The sequence below is a fragment of the Ruegeria sp. BG3 genome, assembly GCF_056538485.1.
In genome coordinates this window covers 225,240-245,571 of the sequence record NZ_JBQFTE010000002.1, presented here as the reverse complement: position 1 = coordinate 245,571, position 20,332 = coordinate 225,240, and the positions used below count along the sequence as shown (strand labels likewise).

Below are 20,332 nucleotides of genomic sequence, written 5' to 3'. Positions count from 1 at the left end.
CACATAACGACTCGCAATTCAGCTTGGCACATCCCGGAGGCCCAAATGATTCAGGTTCTGTCCACCGCTTGGGCGCTTCTTCTCGGCATGGGATTGCTGATGGTCGGCAACGGCCTGCAAGGCACGATTCTGGGTGTTCGTGGTGAAATCGAAGGTTTCTCGACCCTGGAGATGTCCTTTGTGATGTCGGCCTATTTCATGGGGTTTCTGGGCGGATCGCGCCTCGCGCCTGAGATGATCCGCAGGGTTGGCCATGTGCGTGTCTTTGCAGCCCTGGCCTCGTTCATTTCCGCGGTCATGATCATGTATCCGATGCTGACCGACCCGATCGCGTGGTTCCTGGGGCGTGCCGTGATCGGCTTCTGTTTCTCGGGCGTTTATGTGACCGCTGAAAGCTGGCTGAACAACGCGGCCAGCAATGAGAATCGGGGGCAGGCATTGTCGCTCTATATGATTGTGCAGATGCTGGGGATCATTTCGGCTCAGGGATTGGTTCTGCTGGGCGATCCAGCGGGGTATGAAACATTTGTGATCGCGTCGATCCTCGTTTCTGTCTCGTTCGCGCCGATCCTCTTGTCGATTTCTCCAACCCCCGCATTCGACACCACCAAACCCATGACCCTGCGCGAGTTGATGGGCAAATCCCCCTTGGGCTGTGTGGGCATGTTCCTGTTGGGTGGGGTGTTCTCCGCGCAGTTCGGCATGGCAGCGGTCTATGGCGCGCGCGCCGGGCTAAGCCTGATCGAGATTTCGACCTTCGTGGCCGCCTTCTACATCGGCGCTATCGTGCTGCAATACCCGCTGGGATGGTTCTCGGATCGGATGGATCGGCGTTTCCTGATCCTGCTGGCGGCAGCCATAGGCGGTGCCAGTGCCGTAGCTGGCATGCTATTCGGGGTGAATTTCCCGATCCTTCTGGTTACCGCTTTCTTTATTGGCGGTATGTCAAACCCGCTCTATTCCCTGCTAATCGCCCATACGAACGATTTTCTAGATCGCGAGGACATGGCCGCTGCATCTGGTGGTTTGCTTTTCATCAACGGCCTGGGCGCGATTGCTGGCCCGCTGATTACAGGTTGGTTGATGGGGGACGGGATCTTTGGACCTCCGGGCTTTTTCCTGTTCATCGCGGCGTTGCTGTTCGCGATGGCTGGCTACGCAATGTATCGCATGACGCAGCGCGCGGCGATCCCAGTCGACGAGACCGGCACCATGTCGCCCCTGTACCCGTCCGCATCCCCTGTTGCGCTTGAGGTGGCCCAGGAAGTGGCTATCGAAGCCGCCGAGGCCGAGGAAGACGCACAAGATGTTTCCGCTAACGCCTAAATATGTCCGAAATGTAGTAATATTTTACTGTTACAAATCTGTAAAACAGCCTTAAATGACCTTACGTCCCTGGGGAGGGCAACACACGGAGTTAAGGGCAATGGTTGGTCCTGAAGACGTATTGAGTTTTTGGTTGGATGAGGTCGGCCCCAAGGGGTGGTACATGCAGGACGACGCGCTGGATCAGCAGATCCGCGATCGCTTCCTGACCACTTGGGAAGCCGCGACAGAGGGCAAGTTTTCGCTCTGGCTGACATATCCCAGCGGGTCTCTGGCTTATATCATCCTAACAGACCAATTCCCGCGCAACATGTTCCGCGGCGAGGCACGGGCTTTTTCGTCGGATCGGGCGGCTCTTGCCGCTGCGAAATGCGCGGTGGACAAGGGCTGGGATCTGAAAATCGACGAACCCGCGCGGCAGTTCTTTTATCTGCCGATGATGCATTCCGAGAACCTGTGTGATCAGGAGCGCTGTGTGCGTCTGATGTGCCAGAACCTCAGCAGCGAAGATTCCAGCAACCTGCTGCACGCGCGCGCCCATCGCGAGGTGATCCGGAAATTCGGACGCTTCCCCTATCGGAATGAGGCCCTGTCACGCACCCCAACCGTGCATGAGACCGCCTATGTCGATATGGGCGGCTATGGCTCCACTGTGCGTGAGTTGCAAGCAGCCGGTTAACTTTCGGGCCCGCATCCACGGATGGCAATGATCCGGTCGGCTACCACGTCGGCCGAGGTCTCAATTGCATAGTCAATTAATTGGTCAGGTGATTCCGCCAACTCTTCAAACCTGGTCTGAACGGTCTGCAGCTTGGTTTCTATCGTCTCCAGCTTGTCTAGCGTATTGGACATTCGCAGAGAAACGGCGGTGTTGCTCACCACACCGTCCTCTTGAATGCGGGCCAAATCACTGCGCAGTCCGGAAAGCTGCTCGCGAATACCCTGCGCCTCGTCCCGCAACGGGGCGACAACTTGCAGCTTTTCCGACAGCCCCGAGGTGACGTCCTCCACCGTCGAAGCCAGTTTCCAGCCCAAAAACAGGCAAAGCGCCACTAGGATCAGCGTTGCATTCAGAAGTGCAAGGAGAAGGTCTTTGAGGGTCTTGGCCATGATAAGTCTTTCGAATGCTTTGTGAATATAAGACGGGTGGAGGCCCCGACTGTTCTTTTCTAGCCTTTGAAAAAGCTTGGGTATAGGCTGAAAACTGCACGTATCGACCATAACATACCGGCGTCGCTTTTGTCGCGGTATGTCTATATTGATGCGCTGTGAAAAATAGTTTAATACTAAACTAAATTTCAAACCGACCTGGGCCGAGAGGGACACATGGCTGAAAAATCTTTTGATCTGATCGTAATCGGCGCTGGTCCGGGCGGCTATGTGGCCGCAATCCGCGCGGCGCAGCTGGGCCTCAAGACCGTCGTGGTCGAGCGGGAGCATCTGGGCGGCATTTGCCTGAACTGGGGCTGTATCCCAACCAAGGCAATGCTGCGCTCTTCGGAAGTCTTCCATCTGATGGAGCGCGCAAAGGACTTTGGTTTGACGGCAGACAAGTTCGGTTACGATCTGGAAGCGGTGGTCAAACGCTCACGTGGCGTTGCCGGCCAGTTGTCGGGTGGGATCGGCCACTTGCTCAAGAAGAACAAAGTCAGTGTCGTGATGGGCGAGGCGACGATTTCCGCAAAAGGCAAAGTCTCAGTCAAAACCGAGAAGGGCACCGAAGAGCTGACCGCCAAGAACATCGTCCTCGCCACCGGCGCACGTGCGCGTGAGCTTCCAGGGTTGGAAGCAGATGGCGATCTGGTCTGGACCTACAAACACGCCCTTCAGCCGCCGCGGATGCCGAAGAAACTGCTCGTCATCGGCTCGGGCGCCATCGGGATCGAATTCGCCAGCTTCTACAACACGCTGGGCGCGGACACGACCGTGGTTGAAGTGATGGACCGCGTGCTTCCGGTTGAAGATGCCGAGATCAGCGCCTTCGCTAAGAAAGCTTTCACCAAGCAGGGCATGACCATCATGGAAAAAGCGATGGTCAAGCAGCTTGATCGCGGCAAGGGTAAGGTCACCGCGCATATCGAGGTCAAAGGTAAGGTCGAGAAGCACGAGTTCGACACGGTAATCTCGGCCGTTGGCATTGTCGGCAATGTCGAGAATCTGGGACTGGAAGCACTCGGCGTGAAAATCGACCGTACTCATGTTGTGACGGATGAGTTCTGCCGCACCGGCGTTGATGGTCTCTATGCAATTGGAGATATCGCCGGCGCGCCTTGGTTGGCTCATAAAGCCAGCCACGAAGGCGTCATGGTAGCAGACCTGATCGCAGGTAAACACGCGCATCCGGTCAAACCCGAAAGCATCGCAGGTTGCACCTATTGTCACCCACAGGTGGCCTCGGTTGGCTATACCGAAGCCAAAGCCAAAGAGTTGGGCTACGACATCAAGGTCGGCCGCTTCCCCTTCATCGGGAACGGTAAGGCGATTGCGCTAGGAGAGCCTGAGGGCATGATCAAGACGATCTTCGACGCCAAGACCGGTGAGCTGCTGGGCGCGCATATGATAGGTGCAGAAGTGACCGAGTTGATTCAAGGTTACGTAGTCGGTCGCCAGTTGGAGACAACTGAAGAAGACCTGATGAACACAGTCTTCCCGCATCCGACGCTGTCAGAAATGATGCATGAAAGCGTTCTCGATGCATATGATCGCGTGATCCATATGTGATGGGTTAGGGGCGCTCCCAAGTTGTCGATTTCACTGTTGTTTGGCGAAGCCTCAAGCTTTTCAACTTAGGCCGAAAGCTTAGGCGCTCTCGCACATTGCGGAGCGCCAAGGCGACATTGGTTTTTCACGCAGCATTGGTTTGCAAAAACAGAGAACGGACGTTTGCCGCCGATGCGGTAAGAAATTATAGGTAATGCGAAAGAGGACCTTCACCGGATTGTTAGTTGGATATTGGCGGCTGTTTCAAGAAGCGCTTTTTCGATGGTTGATCTCTGTTTTGCAAACCGAGTAGTGGGCACCGGGATAGAGATCGCGTGCAGATCGCCAACCCAATCGACGAAAGAAAACCCAATTGCGGATACACCTCCAGAATGCTCATCTAAATCATAGGCTAGGCCGTGTTCTCGGATCACATCCAGTTCTGACAGGAACTCATCTATATTCCTATGTATGCCATTCCGGTCCCATTCGTTTTTGATTAGCTTGATCGCATCCTCTTTTGTGAGTTGCGCAAGACAGGCTTTACCATTTGCCGTGGTGGTTAGTGGAAATACTTCGCCTACTTGCGAGACCGTGGTCAAACGGTAAACGCCCGGAACCTGATCCAAAAAAACCATGCCAATTCCACGCATCACAGCGAGGTCTGTGGTTTCCCCAGTTTTTTGGGTTAGTTCCATCAATAGAAGCCGGCAGTGTTCCACGATGCTGTACTGCGCGGCGCCTGCGAGAGCGCTTAGTTCGGGGCCGAGCCTCAAGCCACCTCCATTTGCATCTGCTATGATAAGATTTTCTTCAGCAAGTGCACTTGTGATTCTCTGTACCGTAGAGCGGGGCAGGTGAACACGCTCGGCGATTTTCCCCAAGCTCATTCCGGATTGGTTTTCTTTCAGTACACGTAAAATCGAGGCCGCTCTGGAAATGACCTGAATGCCACCTTTATATGCTTTTTCAGACATTTAACCCATCCCATTCTGTCTTCGCATTGTAGTTCTGGATGTTTAGCGATTTCTAAGTGTTGTACCACAATGCGGTGCAAGTCAACCGTATAGTGAGTTTTTAGTTGACCGTAATACGGTGCGTATGCATCATCATACGGGACAGGTGGGGAGGCCACCCAGACAATTGAAAACCGAACACCGCCGCGTTGTCGGCGAACAGAGGAGATATGCCCAATGGTCGAAATCCGCGGCATTGAGTTTCAGGCAAACACCGACAACGACATGGGGCTCGAGTTCTATAACCTGAGCCACAGATACGGGTTTCAGTGTCCCAACTGGCCGTATTTCAAAGACGTCCAGATCGACCGAAAGCACTATATGGCCAAGTCCGGCGTATTGTCTCAGACGATTACGACGACGATGCACGTGACCACGCATATTGATGCGCCAGCGCATGTTGTTCAGGGAACGCCGTTCATTGACGAGGTACCGCTCCCCCATTTCTTTGGCTCGGGTTTAGTGGTTTCCGTACCCAAGAAAAAATGGGAGCAAATCACCGAAGATGATCTGGAAAAGGCCTGTGGTCATGCAATCCGCAAAGGCGATGTGCTGATCATCAACACTGGTTGGCATAAGCAGTACGAAGACGGTGACTACTTTGCTTATTGCCCGGGCCTTGTTCCTTCCGCTGCCGAGTGGATGATCGAGAAAGGTGTGAAAGTCGTTGGCCACGATACGCAGGCGAACGATCACCCTCTGGCAACTGCAATCGGTCCGCAGCGAAACGGTCCGATCATGCCACACCTCGAAAAAGAGTATCTTGAGTGGTCAGGCGGGACACCGTGGGAAGTTGATTTCCCCGAGTGGGAGCCAGTGCACAACATGCTGTTCTCTAAAGGCATTCTTGGAATTGAAAACGTCGGCGGCGATCTGGATGCCGTGACCGGCAAGCGGTGCACCTTCGCGTTCTTCCCGTGGAACTGGGACCGTGGCGACGGTTGCATCATCCGATTGGTTGCAATGATCGACAAGCACCAGTCCTACCGCATCGAAGCTGGTGAAGAATTCTGAACACACACGGACCGGTCGCCGGTTCGCCGGTGGCCGCCAATAACCTTGAGCGGAGACGGACATGCATCTGAAGCGTTTTCAAGACGCGTCACCCTACGAAGCACCGAACCACTTCGGGTGTCATGGGCTTCGCTTGCAAGGGTTCGAAGAGGGTGGGCCGACAAATCAGTGGATCGGCTTCAGCCAGTTTTTACCAGGAGGTGGCGCAGGCCCCGACTCTACACCTTTTGAGAAAGTCTACGTGGTTTTGGAAGGCGAAATGACCGTCATCGTTGATGGTACAGAAACCACTCTTGGACCCATGGATAGCTGCACGATCGCATCGGGCGAAATACGCAAAATTGAAAACCGCGCCAACCACACCTGCAAAATGCTGGTGGTCATTCCGTATCCGCCAGAAAGCTAAGGACGAAAAGAATGTCTGATCCACTTAAGATGTTTGACGTAAAAAATGACGTCGCACTGATCACTGGAGCGTCGGGCGCCTTTGGCATGGTTGCTGCCCGCGTGTTGGCTGGAGCTGGTTGCAACCTTGTTTTAGCCGCGGGAAACCAAGAGGCAGTCGATGGCATTGCTAAAGAGTGCGAGGCGCTTGGTGCGACCGTAGCCGCAATAAATATGCGCCCTACTGATGAAGCGTCCTGTGGCGCATTGGTCGACGAAGCCATCAAAAGCTTTGGTAAGCTCGACATTCTGGTCGTTGCGTCAGGCATGAATAAAGTTGCGCCGATCAACGAAATGGCGCCAGAGACTTTCGATGCAGTGATGGACGCCAACGTGAACCAAACCTGGCTTTTGGCACGCGCGGCGGCGGCGCACATGAAGCAAAGCGAATACGGCAAGATCATTTTCGTCAGTTCTGCTCGTAGTATCCTGGGCCACCCGGCCGGTTACACGGCATATTGCGCTTCAAAGGCTGCTGTGAACGGGATAACCAAAGCCTTGGGATGTGAACTGGGTCCAACTGGGATTACCGTCAACGCGATCGCGCCCACGGTATTCCGTTCGCCTTTGACCGCTTGGATGTTTGAAGACACCGACGATGCAAAGGCAGTGCGCGATGGCTTTCTGACTCGTGTTCCCAAAGGACGACTTGGTGAGCCTGAAGACCTTGCGGGTCCGCTTTTGTTTCTCGCGTCGCGGGCATCTGATTTTTACACCGGGCATATCCTTCATGCCGACGGCGGATACACGGCGGGTTAAAGAATGGTGCGTAAGAAGCAGCAGATAGCGGTAATTGGCGCGGGTCTAATGGGGCACGGTATCGCCCTGACTTTGGCAAAAGCCGGTCAATACGTCGCCATCACAGATCCCGTTGAAGAGGCGCGAGCCACCGTACCCGACCGCATTCGCGCCAGTATGGCCGCGATGGGGGATGACGAGGTCACAATCACGAAAACCCTCAAGATGATTGAGATCTTTGCGACAACGGAAGGTGCGGTTCGAAAAGCGGACGCCGTGTTCGAAGCGGCACCCGAAAAACTGGAGCTCAAGCAAGCGATTTTTGCTGAGATCGAGGCGCACGCACCAGAAACTTGCATACTCGCATCCAATACCTCGGTCATGCCGATTACTCAGATCATGTCCGGTTTGCAACAGAAAAACCGAGCTTTGGGAACCCATTGGTGGAATCCCCCGCACATGATCCCGCTAGTTGAAGTTATCAAGACGGAATGGACTGACCCCAAGATTGCGCAAACCATGTTCGATCTGCTGAAGGACGCTGGAAAAACTCCGGTGATGGTCGAAAAGGACGTGCCGGGTTTTATCGGCAACCGCCTTCAGCATGCGCTGTGGCGCGAAGCTGTCAGTTTAGTGGAAAACGGTATTTGCGATGCAGAAGCTGTTGATACTGTGATCAAGTCCAGCTTCGGGCGACGCTTGGCTGTACTCGGTCCGCTGGAAAACGCTGATTTGGTGGGCACCGACCTGACGCTCGATATCCACGAAAACGTGCTGCACGATCTCGAAGTGCAAAAGGGGCCTTCAAGTTACCTCAGGTCGCTTGTCGATGAAGGTAAGCTTGGCATGAAATCAGGCGAAGGGTTCAGGAAATGGGCCGAGGGCGAAGCAGATCAGGTTCGCAAACGTGTCGCGAAACATCTGAAAAATCTCGAGAAGACTTTGTAAGATCAATCAAACACTGGCGGGAGGCCGGTGAAGGGAGGACGCAATGACAAAGACTTTTAAGACGGCCACAAGGCGCGGTTTTATTGCCGGGGCTACGGCGGCAATCGCTGCTCCGGCCATCCTCCGGGCAACGCGTGCTTATGCGGCAAACCCGACGCTAAGGATTGGCAATGTCAGCCCGCGTACCGGTCCACTGGCTGGTTTCGCCGAGGCCGACGAGTACGTGCTTCAAGCCATCCAGCAGGTCTTCTCGGCCGGGTTGGACAACAATGGAAAGACCTGGAATGTCGAGATTATCTCAAAAGACAGCCAGTCCAACCCCAACCGTGCAGCCGAGGTCGCCGCTGAACTGATCTTGGGCGATGAGGTCGATATCATCGTGGCGGCTTCAACGCCGGACACGGTGAACCCTGTCGCTGATCAGGCAGAGATCAACGAAGTTCCCTGCATCACGACCGACTGCCCTTGGCAGCCCTATTTCTTTGGCCGCAATGGCGTTCCGGGTGAGGGTTTTGAAACGACCTATCACTTCTTCTGGGGTTTGGAGGATGTGATCGCGGCGTTCCTTGATATGTGGGATAAAACGGGTGTCACAAAAACCGTCGGCGGTCTATTCCCCAACGATGCCGACGGTAATGCTTGGGGCGATGCGGAACTGGGCCTGCCTAAACCGCTCGCCGCAGCTGGCTACACGTTGACCGATCCCGGTCGCTATCAGCCTTTGTCCGACGACTTCTCAAACCAGATCGCAGCGTTCAAGGCTGCCGGCTGCGAAATCGTCACGGGTAACATGATCCCACCTGATTTCGCTACGTTCTGGAGCCAGGCCGCCCAGCAAGGGTTCAACCCAAAGGTCGTGACCATTGGCAAGGCGCTTCTGTTCCCATCCGTCATTGAATCGCTGGGAGACCGCGGTGACGGGTTGTCGACCGAGGTCTGGTGGTCCCCGCATCATCCGTTCTCGTCCTCACTCACCGGCATTTCCTCGAAAGACCTTGCCGAAGGTTATTCAGCAGAGTCGGGTCGACCTTGGACGCAACCGCTCGGCTTTAAGCACGCGCTGTTCGAGGTCGTCGCGGATGTCATCAAACGGGCGGATGATCTGGAAGACCCGTCTTCGATCATTTCGGCAATCACGTCCACCAACCTGAACACAATTGTCGGGCCGGTGAATTGGGGTGATGGGCCAATGAACAACGTCACCAAAACGCCGCTGGTCGGTGGCCAGTGGCAGAAGTCCGGAGACGTCTATGAGCTGCAGATTGTTGCGAACAGCACGGCGCCAGAGGTTCCGGTGACGGCGGACATGAAACTGCTGGGCTAACCAGACATTCGGCGCCGATCTTAGCGCCAAATCCTCCATCCGAGAGAAGCATGACGACAATCTTGAGACTCCAAGACCTGAGCAAGGCATTTGGCGCGGTCACTGTCGCCGATGCACTGAGCTATGAGGTCCAGCAAGGCGAGGCACTCGGGGTAATAGGTCCTAACGGTGCCGGCAAAACCTCGATGTTCAACCTGATCACTGGGACGCTCAAATCGAACTCGGGTGCCATAGAATTCAATGGGCAGAATGTCACCAAATGGAGCGCAGCAAAGCGCAGCCATGCAGGCATCGCGCGTTCTTTTCAGGTCCCGCAGCCGTTTTCGGGCATGACTGTTTTCGAAAACGCGATGATCGCCGCCACGCAATCAGCTGGCATGCATGGACACAAGGCCGAAAACTTTTGTCTGGAGGTTCTGGACCAAACAGAACTGCTGCCCAAGGCAAACGTTCTTGCCGGTAGCCTGACTTTGCTGGAGCGCAAACGCCTGGAACTAACACGTGCGCTTTGCGCCAAGCCCAAACTGCTATTGCTGGATGAGATTGCAGGTGGTTTGACCGAAGCCGAGTGCAAGTCACTGGTCCAGACCATCAAAGACATCCACGCCTCTGGCGTCACCATCATCTGGATCGAACATGTTGTGCACGCCCTGCTGGCCGTCGTGGATCGTCTGATCGTCATAGACTTCGGAAAGAAGATCGCCGAGGGCGAGCCGCAGGCAATCATGGAAAGCGCTGAAGTCAAAGAAATCTATCTGGGGATCGAAGCCGATGCCTGATCCTATTCTCCAAACACGGGGCTTGAACTCCTACTACGGCGATTTCCAAGCGCTCTATGATGTCGAATTGGACGTTGGTGAAGGCGAAGTTCTTGCCATTGTCGGTGCGAACGGCGCAGGCAAGACAACCCTGATGCGGTCTATCACCGGGCTACTGACGAACGGAGTGGATCAGATTCACTACCGGGGTCAGGATATCAGCCGCCTTCGCGCAGACCAGGTTGCAGAGCTTGGCTTGGCGATGGTCCCAGAGGGTCGACAGCTATTCCCCTCTTTGTCTGTCAAAGAAAACCTGATGATCGGGGCTCAAGTTGGTCGCTCAGGCCCTTGGGATTTGAAAGCCGTCTATGATCTATTCCCGATCCTTGAAGAGCGCAAAGATCAGGCCTCTACATCGCTGTCGGGTGGTCAGCAACAGATGGTCGCCATCGGGCGTGCATTGATGGCCAATCCCGATCTGATCCTCTTCGATGAAATCAGCCTCGGGCTCGCGCCGATCATCATCAAGGACATCTATGAGGCGCTGCCCGGCATCATCGGCGAGGGCATGAGCGCGATCATCGTCGAACAGGACATCACCAAGGCGCTGTCGGTCTCGAGCCGGGTCTACTGCCTGCAGGAGGGGCGCGTATCGCTGGAAAGCGCGTCTGACACCGTTTCGCGCGAAGACATTTCGCGCGCGTATTTCGGGATTGAATAGTATGGAATGGCTGAACGCTATCGTGCAGGGAACTTTGCTGGGCGGGCTATACGCGCTGTTTGCCGCAGGTCTGTCGTTGATCTTTGGGGTCATGCGACTCGTCAATATTGCCCATGGCGATCTAATCGTGTTGGCGGCATATCTCGGGCTGACCGTGACGACTGCGACCGGGATGCATCCGATGGCCGCCCTGGTGATCGTTGTGCCCGCCATGGCGGCAATCGGGTATGCCCTTCAACGCGGCCTGCTGAACCAAACTCTGGGCGACGATATTCTTCCACCGCTGCTTGTAACCTTTGGGTTGAGTGTAATTATCCAGAACGGATTGCTGGAGGTCTACACGGCCGACCCGCAAACGTTGAACGCTGGTGCACTGGAAACAGCCAGCGTTGCAGTAGGTGGTGTGACCCTCGGAATACTACCGCTACTAACCTTCGGGATTGCGATCGTTGTAGTCTGGGGGCTGCAATGGACCTTCTATCACACCGCGCTTGGGCGCGCGTTCCGAGCGGTTTCTGACAATCAAGACATCGCACAGCTCATGGGTCTCAATCGTCGGCATATCTTTGGACTGGCCATGGCGCTGGCCCTCGGCGTGACAGCTGTCGCTGGTATCCTGCTTGGTATTCGGACAAGCTTTGATCCGTCCATCGGTGGTGGTCGCCTGATCTTTGGCTTTGAGGCTGTCATTATCGGCGGGCTTGGCAACCTTTGGGGCACGCTGATTGGCGGCGTTATTCTTGGCGTCGCGCAAACCATCGGAGCCAAGATTGATCCGGGCTGGCAGGTGCTTGCCGGACATATCGCTTTCCTTGTCATTCTTGCCGTTCGTCCGAACGGCCTCTTCCCGAGGGTTTCCGGATGAACCTGCAGGACTACTCTGTTTCTCGATCGTCTAAAGCAGCACGAGTTGCCGCGATCCTTGCGGCAATCGGTTTGCTTGTTCTGGTTGCAGCGCCCTGGTGGGCAGGCCGCGCCGACATGCGCTTGATGGGAGAGCTGTTTCTCTATCTGTCACTCGCCACCCTTTGGAACCTCATGGCGGGTTACGCCGGTCTCGTCTCTGTTGGGCAGCAAGCCTATGTGGGCTTCGGCGGCTATATGCTCTTCGCACTTACGATGCTGGGTGGGCTGAGCCCGTTGGTTGCTATTGCAGCAGCGGGACTGTTAGGGGCTTCGATTTCGATCCCGGTCGCAGTTCTGATCTTCAGGCTTCGGGGCGCTTATTTTGCCATAGGCACCTGGGTCATCGCAGAAGTCTTTCGGCTGAGCTTCGCGCAAATCTCAGCGCTTGGTGGAGGGTCAGGATCTTCACTGCCCGTCGCCATCGTTAAATCAATGGCCTCCGGGCGCGCGATGCGAGAAGCGCTCAGTTATTGGCTGGCGCTTGGAGCCGCTGTGCTGGTGGTGACAGCCGTGTATCTCTTTCTTCGTTCGCGCCAAGGGTTGGCGCTGACGGCAATTCGCGACAATGAACTGGCCGCCGGAAGCCTCGGCATCGATATCTGGCGCACGAAGTTCATTGTATACGTCGTCACGTCGGCGTTCACGGCGATGATCGGCGCTCTCATCTTCCTACAAAAGCTGCGCATATCGCCGGATGCTGCGTTCAGCGTCAACGACTGGACCGCCTTCGTCATCTTCATCGTAGTGATCGGGGGCATCGGCACCATCGAAGGACCAATCATCGGCACACTCGTCTTCTTTGCGCTACGCGAAACGCTGGCTGACCTTGGAACAACATACCTGATCGTTTTGGGCGTAGTCGCAATTGTCGTCATGCTCAAGGCACCTAAAGGCATCTGGGGCGTGATCCGTAGCCGCTATGATCTGCAACTTTTCCCGCTGGGCTATCGCGTAAAGCACACCGGACAATCCAAGGAAAACTGAACCTATGGCCCGTCAGAAAAAGACTATCATTACATGTGCTGTAACAGGAGCGATCCACACACCAACCATGTCGGATGCGCTCCCGTACACTTACGACGACATCGCACGGCAGGCGATCGAGGCCGCCGAGGCCGGAGCGTCGATCCTACACCTCCATGCCCGCAACCCTGATAACGGGTCGCCATCCGTTGATCCGGACGACTTCGCGCCATTCCTGCCCCGTATAAAACAGGCAACGGACGCTGTTGTGAACCTATCGACCGGTGGGTCGCTGACATTGTCCATTCAGGACCGGATCAATCCGGCCAAGACTTTCAGCCCTGAAATGTGCTCGATGAATATGGGTTCGATGAACTTCTCGTTTCACCCATTGGCCAACCGGTATGGCGACGACGACTGGAAATTTGATTGGGAGAAAGACTATGTCGCGAACTCCGATCAGAACATCTTTCGCAACACGTTCCGGGACATTCGCGAAGCGGCAGAAACGCTCGCGCCGCATGACATCAAATTCGAACATGAATGCTACGATGTCGGCCACTTGTATAACCTGAAATTCTGCATGGATATCGGGTTGTTCAAAGCACCTATTTTCATTCAGTTCATCTTTGGAATCCTCGGTGGTATCGGGCCTGAGGTCGACAACTTGATCTTCATGAAACGCACGGCCGACAGGCTGTTCGGTGACGATTACCGGTGGTCGGTGCTGGGCGCAGGTGGAGCACAGATGTCGCTCGCTACGACAGCCAGTCAGATGGGCGGTAACCTTCGCGTTGGATTGGAGGACAGTTTGTTCATCTCTCGCGGCAAATTGGCCGAAAGCAATGCTCAGCAAGTCGCTAAGGTTCGACGTATTTTAGAAGATCTGGGCAGTCAGGTCGCGACCCCTGATGAAGCAAGGGAAATCCTAGACCTAAAGGGAGGAGACCGCGTCGCCTTCTGAAGGTAGGATGACCAAAATCAACCCTAGCCGATTAACATTTTTGGAATTTCCGAAAGCCCAAGGAGATTGAGCCATGCGATTGAAAATTCTGATATTCAGTGCGCTTTTGACGGGATCTGCTGCCGTTCAGGCTCATGCGCAAAACGAAGCTCAAGACATCACCAACCTTTTGCTCAGCAACCGGTCCGGAGATTGCGCGGACTATGTGGGAGTTTACTCTGCTTCAGTCGAGGACGTCACGCGCCAGCAACGGTTTAACTCCGAAATCGAAATCTCGGCAGAAAGCCAGCACTGCACCCTCAAGACCAATGGCATTCCCAACCATGATTTCAATGGGCCTACAGCCAACTTCGCTAACAATGTACGCGAGTTGCCTGGCACTTTTCGGATTCCCAGAAATCCGGAGAAGGCCCGCAACCAAACCGCGCTGTCGCAACGGAGTTACGACGCCATTTTGTTGAATGGCGTGCCGGTCGATTTGCTTTCGGCTGGGTGTTATCGCCCGAGCGGCCCGCGAGCAGATAAGAACGGCAATGTACTGGCGGGGTGTCGAGACACTGATCCCTGGCTGCTCGATCCGCCGTCCTACGATCAGTATTTTGGCGTAGATCTTCACAATGCTCACGCCCAGCCCGATGGGAGATATCACTACCATTCCAATCCAAATGCTCTGTTTTTGGATCACGACCTTGATAAACTGTCACCTGTTATTGGCTTCGCAGCTGACGGCTTTCCGATCTACGGGACGATTTTCAAAGACAGCAATGGTACGATAAGACCTGCGATTTCCGGCTACCAACTCAAAACAACGCCTCGGCCTGCGCCGCCTAACGGGCCGGGCGGTACTCCGGACGGGACATATATCGACGACTACGAGTTCACTGGGACCGGCGATCTGGATAAGTGCAATGGCATGACTGTGGATGGCCAGTACGGATACTATGTCACGACAAGCTACCCGTGGGTACTGAACTGTCTGGTAGGAGAACCTGATCGCTCATTCGAAAAAAGGTGATCGTTGCCCCGAAGTTTGAGGCGCGATGTTGAACTATGCCAGAGAAATGTTTCGGATCGAAGAACCCGGGACTTACCCCTACAACGCGCTTAACTCCGGCGCTGAGCCGCGATACTCTCTAACCCGTGCAACGCTTAGAGGAGCCGCCTGATGTCTCTTTTGTCAAAACTATTCGGAGGCGTTAAAGAGCCCGAGCCGGCTTCCGTCTCGTACAAAGGGTTCGAGATCTTACCCGACCTTATGGCCGAAGGTAGCAAATACCGTCTGTCGGCCCGTATCGAAAAGATCATCGACGGAGATCGCAAAACCTGTGTGGTGATCCGGGCGGATGTTTTTGACAGTCGGGATCAGGCCGAAAGTTTCAGTATCGCTAAGGCGAAACAGGTAATTGACGATCAGGGCGAACGCATTTTCGACTAGGGCAACTGACAGCTTAAGGCCTATTCCGCGATCGGGGCCGCAAATTGACAGAAGTCTCGTGCCCACACTGGATAGCCAGGGCGGAAAAAACACGTCGAAAAAGGCAGGGTTTGAACCGCCCCCTTTTTTCTATACTTTGTGCTTGCCTTTAACCGTTTACCCCTTGGTTTCTGGATTTGGTCTTGCCGTCACCTGCGGCTTACTCTTTTTCGCCCCTAGCAGTTTCTCGAATTCTTGGTCGATGCCTGCTGTACGCGACGGATGATGTTAAGTTTTTTGCTGCGCTGTTTTTAGCGGTGGCTTCAAAGTGTATGAAGACTTTTCGCCCAAAACCCTTCTCAAGCTGGCCTCCGAGAAACTGCAAAGCGGTGTCGGCACCAGGTTCAGGATGCCCAGTAGCCCGCTGGCGGCACGCACCATGCTGATCCTATGTTTGGATTTGGCTATTACGTCTACAACGATCAGGCCGTCGCGCCGCTCCACTTGTTTGCGGCTAGCATGGTCGAAATCATCGATCTTGATGCCCATCAGGACGACGGTAGCGCCGCCAATCCATCGGTTTTCCTCTCTTCAATGCACAGAGAAAGAATTTTTCCGTTCGGCAAGTTTCCGGTGGACCTCGAGGTTGCACTGCCGGATGGCTCCGGCAACGAATATTACCTTCGAGCTTTGCCCGACCAATTGCCGACTGTATTCGAATTTCGCCCCGATTTCATTCTATACCAAGCAGGCGTTGATCCGATGTTAGAAGTCAGCCGGGACGGCTTGAGCTGACCAAAAACGGCAACATCAAACTCGACGAGGGGGATGCAGCACCAATGCAAAGACCGCGGTATCCTGGTCTCAATGGCCATTGCAGGCGGTTGTGCTGACCTCGCTCAGGCTTCCGTCATGGCCTATGCCAAAACCTATCGGGTTCCAAAGAACGTTCTCCGGTTTTGATGACGGATAGTAACTCTGTGATTTGTTATTCACACTACATTTAGATAGCCCGCTCTGAACCGAAAGCACTTAGTTCTTTCTGGTTAGTGATTGCCCTTGAACATCTTGGGCCAGCGGTTGGCACAAGCCCGATAGTAGCTGCTTTAGTTGCCCCCTAGCTTCCTGAAAATATGCAAATGGAGGTTTACTAGAGCTTGATGCGGAAAGCTGCGAAACCGTCTGTGCCATCTCCAGCGTCTTCGATTGAAACGTCTTTGACGTCGCCAATGTAGTCTCGGGCCTTTGGGCCGGTCTCGAAAAGCACGGTTGTGTTCTCAAGAGGTGCAAAAGACCAATTGGCGTCCGCTTTTGGGTTGATCGTTCCCTGTTCAACAATATAGCGCACAATGACGTCGCGATTGGTGTCCGGGGCCTCGAATACAATTGTATCACCCAGTGCACCGGGGAATGAACCGCCACCCGATGCGCGATAATTGTTGGTGGCGATGATGAACTCCATGTCATCAGTGACCGGTTCACCTTGGAAGGACAAATTCACAATTCGGGCTGCATCGGGGTTCACCTCTTGGCCCTTTGGTCCAAAGCGCGACGGTTGTGAAAGGTCGATCTGGTAGGTCACACCATCCACTACATCGAAATTGTAGGACGGAAACTCAGGATTCAGTAGAACCGCGTCCTCTGAGCCTGGCTCGATCTTGTTGAACATTCCGGCCGAACGCTCCAGCCAACCACGCAGTTGAACACCGTTCACGCGCACCGCGCGCACCGTATTTGGATAGAGATACAGATCAGCCACGTTTTTTATAGCAACATCCCCGACCGGGACGTCGGTGTAGTAGTCGGGGCCTCCGCGACCACCCGCCTTGAACGGCGCTGCCGCTGACAGGATCGGCAAACCTGCGTGCTCGGTACCTTTCAGCATTTCTTCGACATACCATTTCTGTGCGATTGAAACGATCTGTACAGACGGATCGTCAGCAACCAGCGCGAAATAACTATGCAATGGAGCAGATGTCTTTCCGACTGCTCGACGGACATAGGCGAGCGTTTCGTCGTGATCCTTCGCAACCGAGTCGAGAACCTTCTGATCGTCTCCGACCAAAGCGGTGATTGAGCGGTCTTCATTGCGTTGAGAAATCGCACGGGCCTCGGACGTCGTGGTAACTACGCGCCACTCATTTCCGTCCCTTTCTAGCAACAGATCTAGCAAACCAAGATGTGAGCCCCAGAAGCCGCCCATGACAGCAGGTTTGCCCATCAGGGTGCCCTTTTCGACATCGATGCCGGGGCTGTCCGAAAAGGTCGGCGAGGGGAAGACAAGGTGATTGTGGCCCGTGACCAACGCGTCGATCCCGTCAACACCCGCCAAAACGACTGAGGCGTTTTCCATACCGTCGACATGGTTGGCGTCGCCGATCCCAGAATGTGAAAGGGCGATGACTAGGTCACACCCTTGTTCTTTCATCTCTGGCACGTATGCCCGCGCGGTTTCGACGATATCGCGGGCTTGAACATTGCCTTCCAGGTGCTTTCGATCCCAGTTCATGATCTGCGGCGGTGTAAAGCCAATTACGCCGATTTTGATTGAGTGTTTGGTCCCGTCGCCCGTTTCGATTTCACGGTCGATGATCGCGTAAGGTTTGATCAGCGTTTTGTCGTCACGTGGAGTTGCGCCTTGTGCCTTTGAAACATTGGCCAAAACGACTGGGAACTCTGCGCCTGCGAGTGATTTTTCCAGAAAATCCAGCCCGTAGTTGAATTCGTGATTGCCCAGAGTGGCGGCATCATAGCCAACTGTGTTGAACGCGGTGATGATAGGGTGGGCGTCCCCTTCTTTCATACCACGCTCATAGGCGATGTAGTCGCCCATCGGGTTCCCTTGCAGAAAGTCACCATTGTCGACCAAGATCGAGTTCGTCGCCTCAGATCGAATTTCGTTTATGATTGAGGCCGTACGGGACAAGCCCACGGTGTCACGTGGTTTGTCAGCATAATAGTCATAGGGGAACACGTGAACATGGATGTCCGTTGTTTCCATAATGCGCAAATGCGCTTGGTTGTTGGCAGCCAAGACTGAAAAAGGATGCAAGGTGATAGCCGCTGCACCGGCAGTTGTTGCAAGAAATTGGCGACGCGAAATTGACGAGAGGCTGGAAAATGACATGGGTGACCTTTCGGATTGGCTGGCAACGAGAATTGTTGCCGCTTTTGCATAACGATCTTATGACAGTTTTTCCTACCACACTTTGCAGACTTATTTCAGGTGGTTCGGACAAGCACCATGCACCTACTCCCGCGAAGTTGCTCAGTGATTGTCTGAAGTGAAATCAAGCCAGAAGTGTTTTGATAACTTATGGGTAACTTGCTCGGTGCTTCGTACCATTGTCCGTGCTGCATTGACGGCGCAAAACTATTCTGAAGGGAATTGCAGGAGCCTGTTCTGGCCGGTGCGTTGCCCAGGCCTGCCAGTGACGTACACTAACCGATAGTCGGCTTAAGCGGCATTGCCGGTGTTGCCTCCGCCTTGACCCATGAAGGACCCACTGGCATGCACCACCTATTTTTGCGCGAAATCCGGGCTTGAGACCCAGTGAAAGTTGTCTTTGAGCATTCGCCACCCGTCGATCCAGAGCAGGGGGCGGAACAATGTTTGGAGCCGCCGCGACGCTTTGAATTTCGGGCGCTACTGACGGTGAGTTATGATGTTGAAACCTTCTTCGGGTGATGGTGGCACGAAATGCCGCGAAATTCGGCGATATTGATCTTCCGTTGCTGCAAAGGCATGAGCGCCTTCTCTGTTGCGCTCGTGCAGGCGTTGCAGACAAACCTCATCTGGCACATCCAAAAAGTGAAGGTGGTGCTTCGCAGCAGTGTCTTCCAGCAGGTCGCGCATCCAAACCCTATTTTCAATTGTGTTCGCTGGAAAATCGAGAACAACGGAAACGCCAGCCTTCAGCAGAGAAGCCACGTGACGCCCCATGACCGGTCGCAGTTTAAAAGCGCAATTCACATAGTCCTGAAGGGACTTCATCTGTTCGCCAAACAGGGTGCTAAGCCATTCATCTTCTGAGATAAGCACGGCCGCATCTCTTTCCGCGAGTTCTGCTGCCAGAGTTGATTTCCCAGAAGCTACTTTGCCGCATAGCAAGTGAAGCGTTGGAATAGCCTGTGACATAAAGCGAACTCCCGGATTACCTGATGGTCCCTGCGCTAAGTTGGTCCGCCAGTTGATCAAACACCAACCTGATCCTTCTTGCGGTGTGTAACTCGGAGTGCGTCGCCAGCCAAATCGGGAACTTAAACGGCTCACGCTCGGGAAGCACGCGCTCCACACCCGGCGTTAAGGCAGCCACATCATCCGACATTACACTTATGCCAAAACCTTGGCGTACCAGTTCCCAGGATACAATCCCGCTTTGTGAGCCAATCCTGAAGCTTTTTCGGGTGACTTTAATGCCCGCCGGATCGAGAAAGCCGATCATCGTGTCGATGTCCCCGAACCCGACAAAGTCCAATTTCGCAAGTTCATTTTCATTTTTCGGCCGTCCCACCTGATCAAGATACGAAGGTGCTGCGTAAAAATGGGCGCTGGCCTCGGCGACAAGCTTTGCTGTCAGATCCGGCTGAGTTGGGCGTACATGTCGGATCGCGATATCAGCCTCACGTCGCTGTATGTCTCGTATGTCATTTGCAGCAACGATGTCTATCTCTAGTCGAGGTGCTGCAAGTCTGATCTTTTTCAGTATCGGTGGCAGCTGGTATGCAGACATCACATCGGATGCAGTAATCCTGACTTGCCCTTCAACAGCTTGCGACTGGCTTGTCGCAGTAAGAGAAATCCTGTTTGCCACATCCGCCATTTCTCTGACATGCAACAAAAGCTCGGCGCCAGCTGTCGTCAACTTTAGCGACTTGCCGACTCTTTCAAACAGGGTGATGCCAAGCGCAGTTTCCAGTGCAGCAACTTGACGGCCGACAGTGGGTTGAGTTTGCTCAAGAACGCGCGCCGCTGCGGAAAATGAGCCTTCTTCGGCTGTCGCAAGAAAGGACCGCACCTGATTCCAGTCGAAGTTTATAGCTTTCCAGTTCATGCATTTATGCATAACAGTTCTGCGGATTGTAGCAATTCCATA

The 20,332-nt window shown here is 54.4% G+C and carries 20 protein-coding genes and 1 pseudogene; 16 read left to right on the top strand and 5 right to left on the bottom strand.

The features are described 5' to 3' along the window. Positions 1–45 precede the first annotated feature (45 nt). Positions 46–1,326 carry an MFS transporter gene (locus tag ACR0AI_RS04810; RefSeq protein ID WP_170466251.1) on the top strand — a complete coding sequence of 427 codons (1,281 nt, stop codon included), beginning with the start codon at positions 46–48 and terminating at the stop codon, positions 1,324–1,326. A gap of 100 nt (positions 1,327–1,426) precedes the next feature. Further along, a complete protein-coding gene (locus ACR0AI_RS04805; protein ID WP_480672004.1) occupies positions 1,427–2,005 on the top strand; it encodes a DUF924 family protein in 579 nt (192 codons plus the stop codon). Here ACR0AI_RS04805 and ACR0AI_RS04800 read toward each other — a convergent pair. Next, positions 2,002–2,436 carry a hypothetical protein gene (locus ACR0AI_RS04800; protein ID WP_480672002.1) on the bottom strand — a complete coding sequence of 145 codons (435 nt, stop codon included), beginning with the start codon at positions 2,434–2,436 and terminating at the stop codon, positions 2,002–2,004. The two genes, ACR0AI_RS04805 and ACR0AI_RS04800, sit on opposite strands and share 4 nt — an antisense overlap. 216 nt (positions 2,437–2,652) lie before the next feature. Between ACR0AI_RS04800 and lpdA the strand changes: the two genes are divergently transcribed. Then, complete coding sequence (lpdA, locus tag ACR0AI_RS04795) at positions 2,653–4,047, top strand: dihydrolipoyl dehydrogenase (protein WP_480672000.1); 1,395 nt, start codon at positions 2,653–2,655, stop codon at positions 4,045–4,047. A 209-nt stretch (positions 4,048–4,256) separates the two neighbouring features. Here lpdA and ACR0AI_RS04790 read toward each other — a convergent pair whose 3' ends face one another. Then, positions 4,257–5,003, bottom strand: coding sequence for an IclR family transcriptional regulator (locus tag ACR0AI_RS04790; protein WP_480671998.1), 747 nt, complete (start codon positions 5,001–5,003; stop codon positions 4,257–4,259). 216 nt (positions 5,004–5,219) lie between these two features. Between ACR0AI_RS04790 and ACR0AI_RS04785 the strand changes: the two genes are divergently transcribed. The 13 genes and pseudogenes from ACR0AI_RS04785 to ACR0AI_RS04725 all read left to right on the top strand — a co-directional run. Further along, positions 5,220–6,056 (top strand): cyclase family protein, encoded by an 837-nt coding sequence (locus tag ACR0AI_RS04785; RefSeq protein WP_480671996.1) that lies wholly within the window; start codon positions 5,220–5,222, stop codon positions 6,054–6,056. A gap of 61 nt (positions 6,057–6,117) precedes the next feature. Next, positions 6,118–6,462, top strand: a complete 345-nt coding sequence (locus ACR0AI_RS04780; protein ID WP_480671994.1) for a cupin domain-containing protein — start codon at positions 6,118–6,120, stop codon at positions 6,460–6,462. 11 nt (positions 6,463–6,473) lie between these two features. Next, entirely contained in the window at positions 6,474–7,259 is a 786-nt protein-coding gene (locus ACR0AI_RS04775) for an SDR family NAD(P)-dependent oxidoreductase (RefSeq protein WP_480671992.1), read from the top strand. A gap of 3 nt (positions 7,260–7,262) precedes the next feature. Further along, on the top strand, positions 7,263–8,186 hold the full coding sequence (locus ACR0AI_RS04770; protein WP_480701267.1) for a 3-hydroxyacyl-CoA dehydrogenase family protein: 924 nt from the start codon (positions 7,263–7,265) through the stop codon (positions 8,184–8,186). Between the two features lie 43 nt (positions 8,187–8,229). Next, positions 8,230–9,510, top strand: coding sequence for an ABC transporter substrate-binding protein (locus ACR0AI_RS04765; protein WP_480671988.1), 1,281 nt, complete (start codon positions 8,230–8,232; stop codon positions 9,508–9,510). Positions 9,511–9,560: 50 nt separating this feature from the next. Further along, positions 9,561–10,289 carry an ABC transporter ATP-binding protein gene (locus tag ACR0AI_RS04760; RefSeq protein ID WP_480701265.1) on the top strand — a complete coding sequence of 243 codons (729 nt, stop codon included), beginning with the start codon at positions 9,561–9,563 and terminating at the stop codon, positions 10,287–10,289. Next, entirely contained in the window at positions 10,282–10,989 is a 708-nt protein-coding gene (locus tag ACR0AI_RS04755) for an ABC transporter ATP-binding protein (RefSeq protein ID WP_480671984.1), read from the top strand. The genes ACR0AI_RS04760 and ACR0AI_RS04755 overlap by 8 nt, the downstream gene beginning before the upstream one ends. 1 nt (position 10,990) lies before the next feature. Beyond that, entirely contained in the window at positions 10,991–11,854 is an 864-nt protein-coding gene (locus ACR0AI_RS04750; protein ID WP_480671982.1) for a branched-chain amino acid ABC transporter permease, read from the top strand. Then, a complete protein-coding gene (locus tag ACR0AI_RS04745; protein ID WP_480671980.1) occupies positions 11,851–12,879 on the top strand; it encodes a branched-chain amino acid ABC transporter permease in 1,029 nt (342 codons plus the stop codon). Before ACR0AI_RS04750 ends, ACR0AI_RS04745 begins: the two co-directional genes overlap by 4 nt. A 4-nt stretch (positions 12,880–12,883) precedes the next feature. Then, on the top strand, positions 12,884–13,822 hold the full coding sequence (gene kce / locus ACR0AI_RS04740; RefSeq protein ID WP_480671978.1) for a 3,5-dioxohexanoate:acetyl-CoA acetone transferase: 939 nt from the start codon (positions 12,884–12,886) through the stop codon (positions 13,820–13,822). A gap of 73 nt (positions 13,823–13,895) precedes the next feature. Then, the gene (locus ACR0AI_RS04735; RefSeq protein ID WP_480671976.1) at positions 13,896–14,837 is read left to right on the top strand and encodes a YHYH protein; all 942 of its coding nucleotides are present in this window, start codon (positions 13,896–13,898) and stop codon (positions 14,835–14,837) included. A 150-nt stretch (positions 14,838–14,987) separates the two neighbouring features. After that, positions 14,988–15,257 (top strand): HlyU family transcriptional regulator, encoded by a 270-nt coding sequence (locus ACR0AI_RS04730; protein ID WP_480671974.1) that lies wholly within the window; start codon positions 14,988–14,990, stop codon positions 15,255–15,257. Positions 15,258–15,674: 417 nt separating this feature from the next. Further along, a pseudogene (locus tag ACR0AI_RS04725) lies at positions 15,675–16,031 on the top strand (arginase family protein); the annotation flags it as partial. Positions 16,032–16,386: 355 nt separating this feature from the next. On the opposite strand, the gene ACR0AI_RS04720 reads toward ACR0AI_RS04725, so the two are convergent. From ACR0AI_RS04720 to ACR0AI_RS04710, 3 genes are all read right to left on the bottom strand, one after another. Further along, positions 16,387–18,363, bottom strand: coding sequence for a bifunctional 2',3'-cyclic-nucleotide 2'-phosphodiesterase/3'-nucleotidase (locus ACR0AI_RS04720; protein ID WP_480701263.1), 1,977 nt, complete (start codon positions 18,361–18,363; stop codon positions 16,387–16,389). 519 nt (positions 18,364–18,882) lie between these two features. Next, complete coding sequence (locus tag ACR0AI_RS04715) at positions 18,883–19,374, bottom strand: P-loop nucleotide/nucleoside kinase family protein (RefSeq protein WP_480671966.1); 492 nt, start codon at positions 19,372–19,374, stop codon at positions 18,883–18,885. Positions 19,375–19,390: 16 nt separating this feature from the next. Further along, positions 19,391–20,290, bottom strand: a complete 900-nt coding sequence (locus ACR0AI_RS04710; RefSeq protein WP_480671964.1) for a LysR family transcriptional regulator — start codon at positions 20,288–20,290, stop codon at positions 19,391–19,393. Positions 20,291–20,332 lie beyond the last annotated feature (42 nt).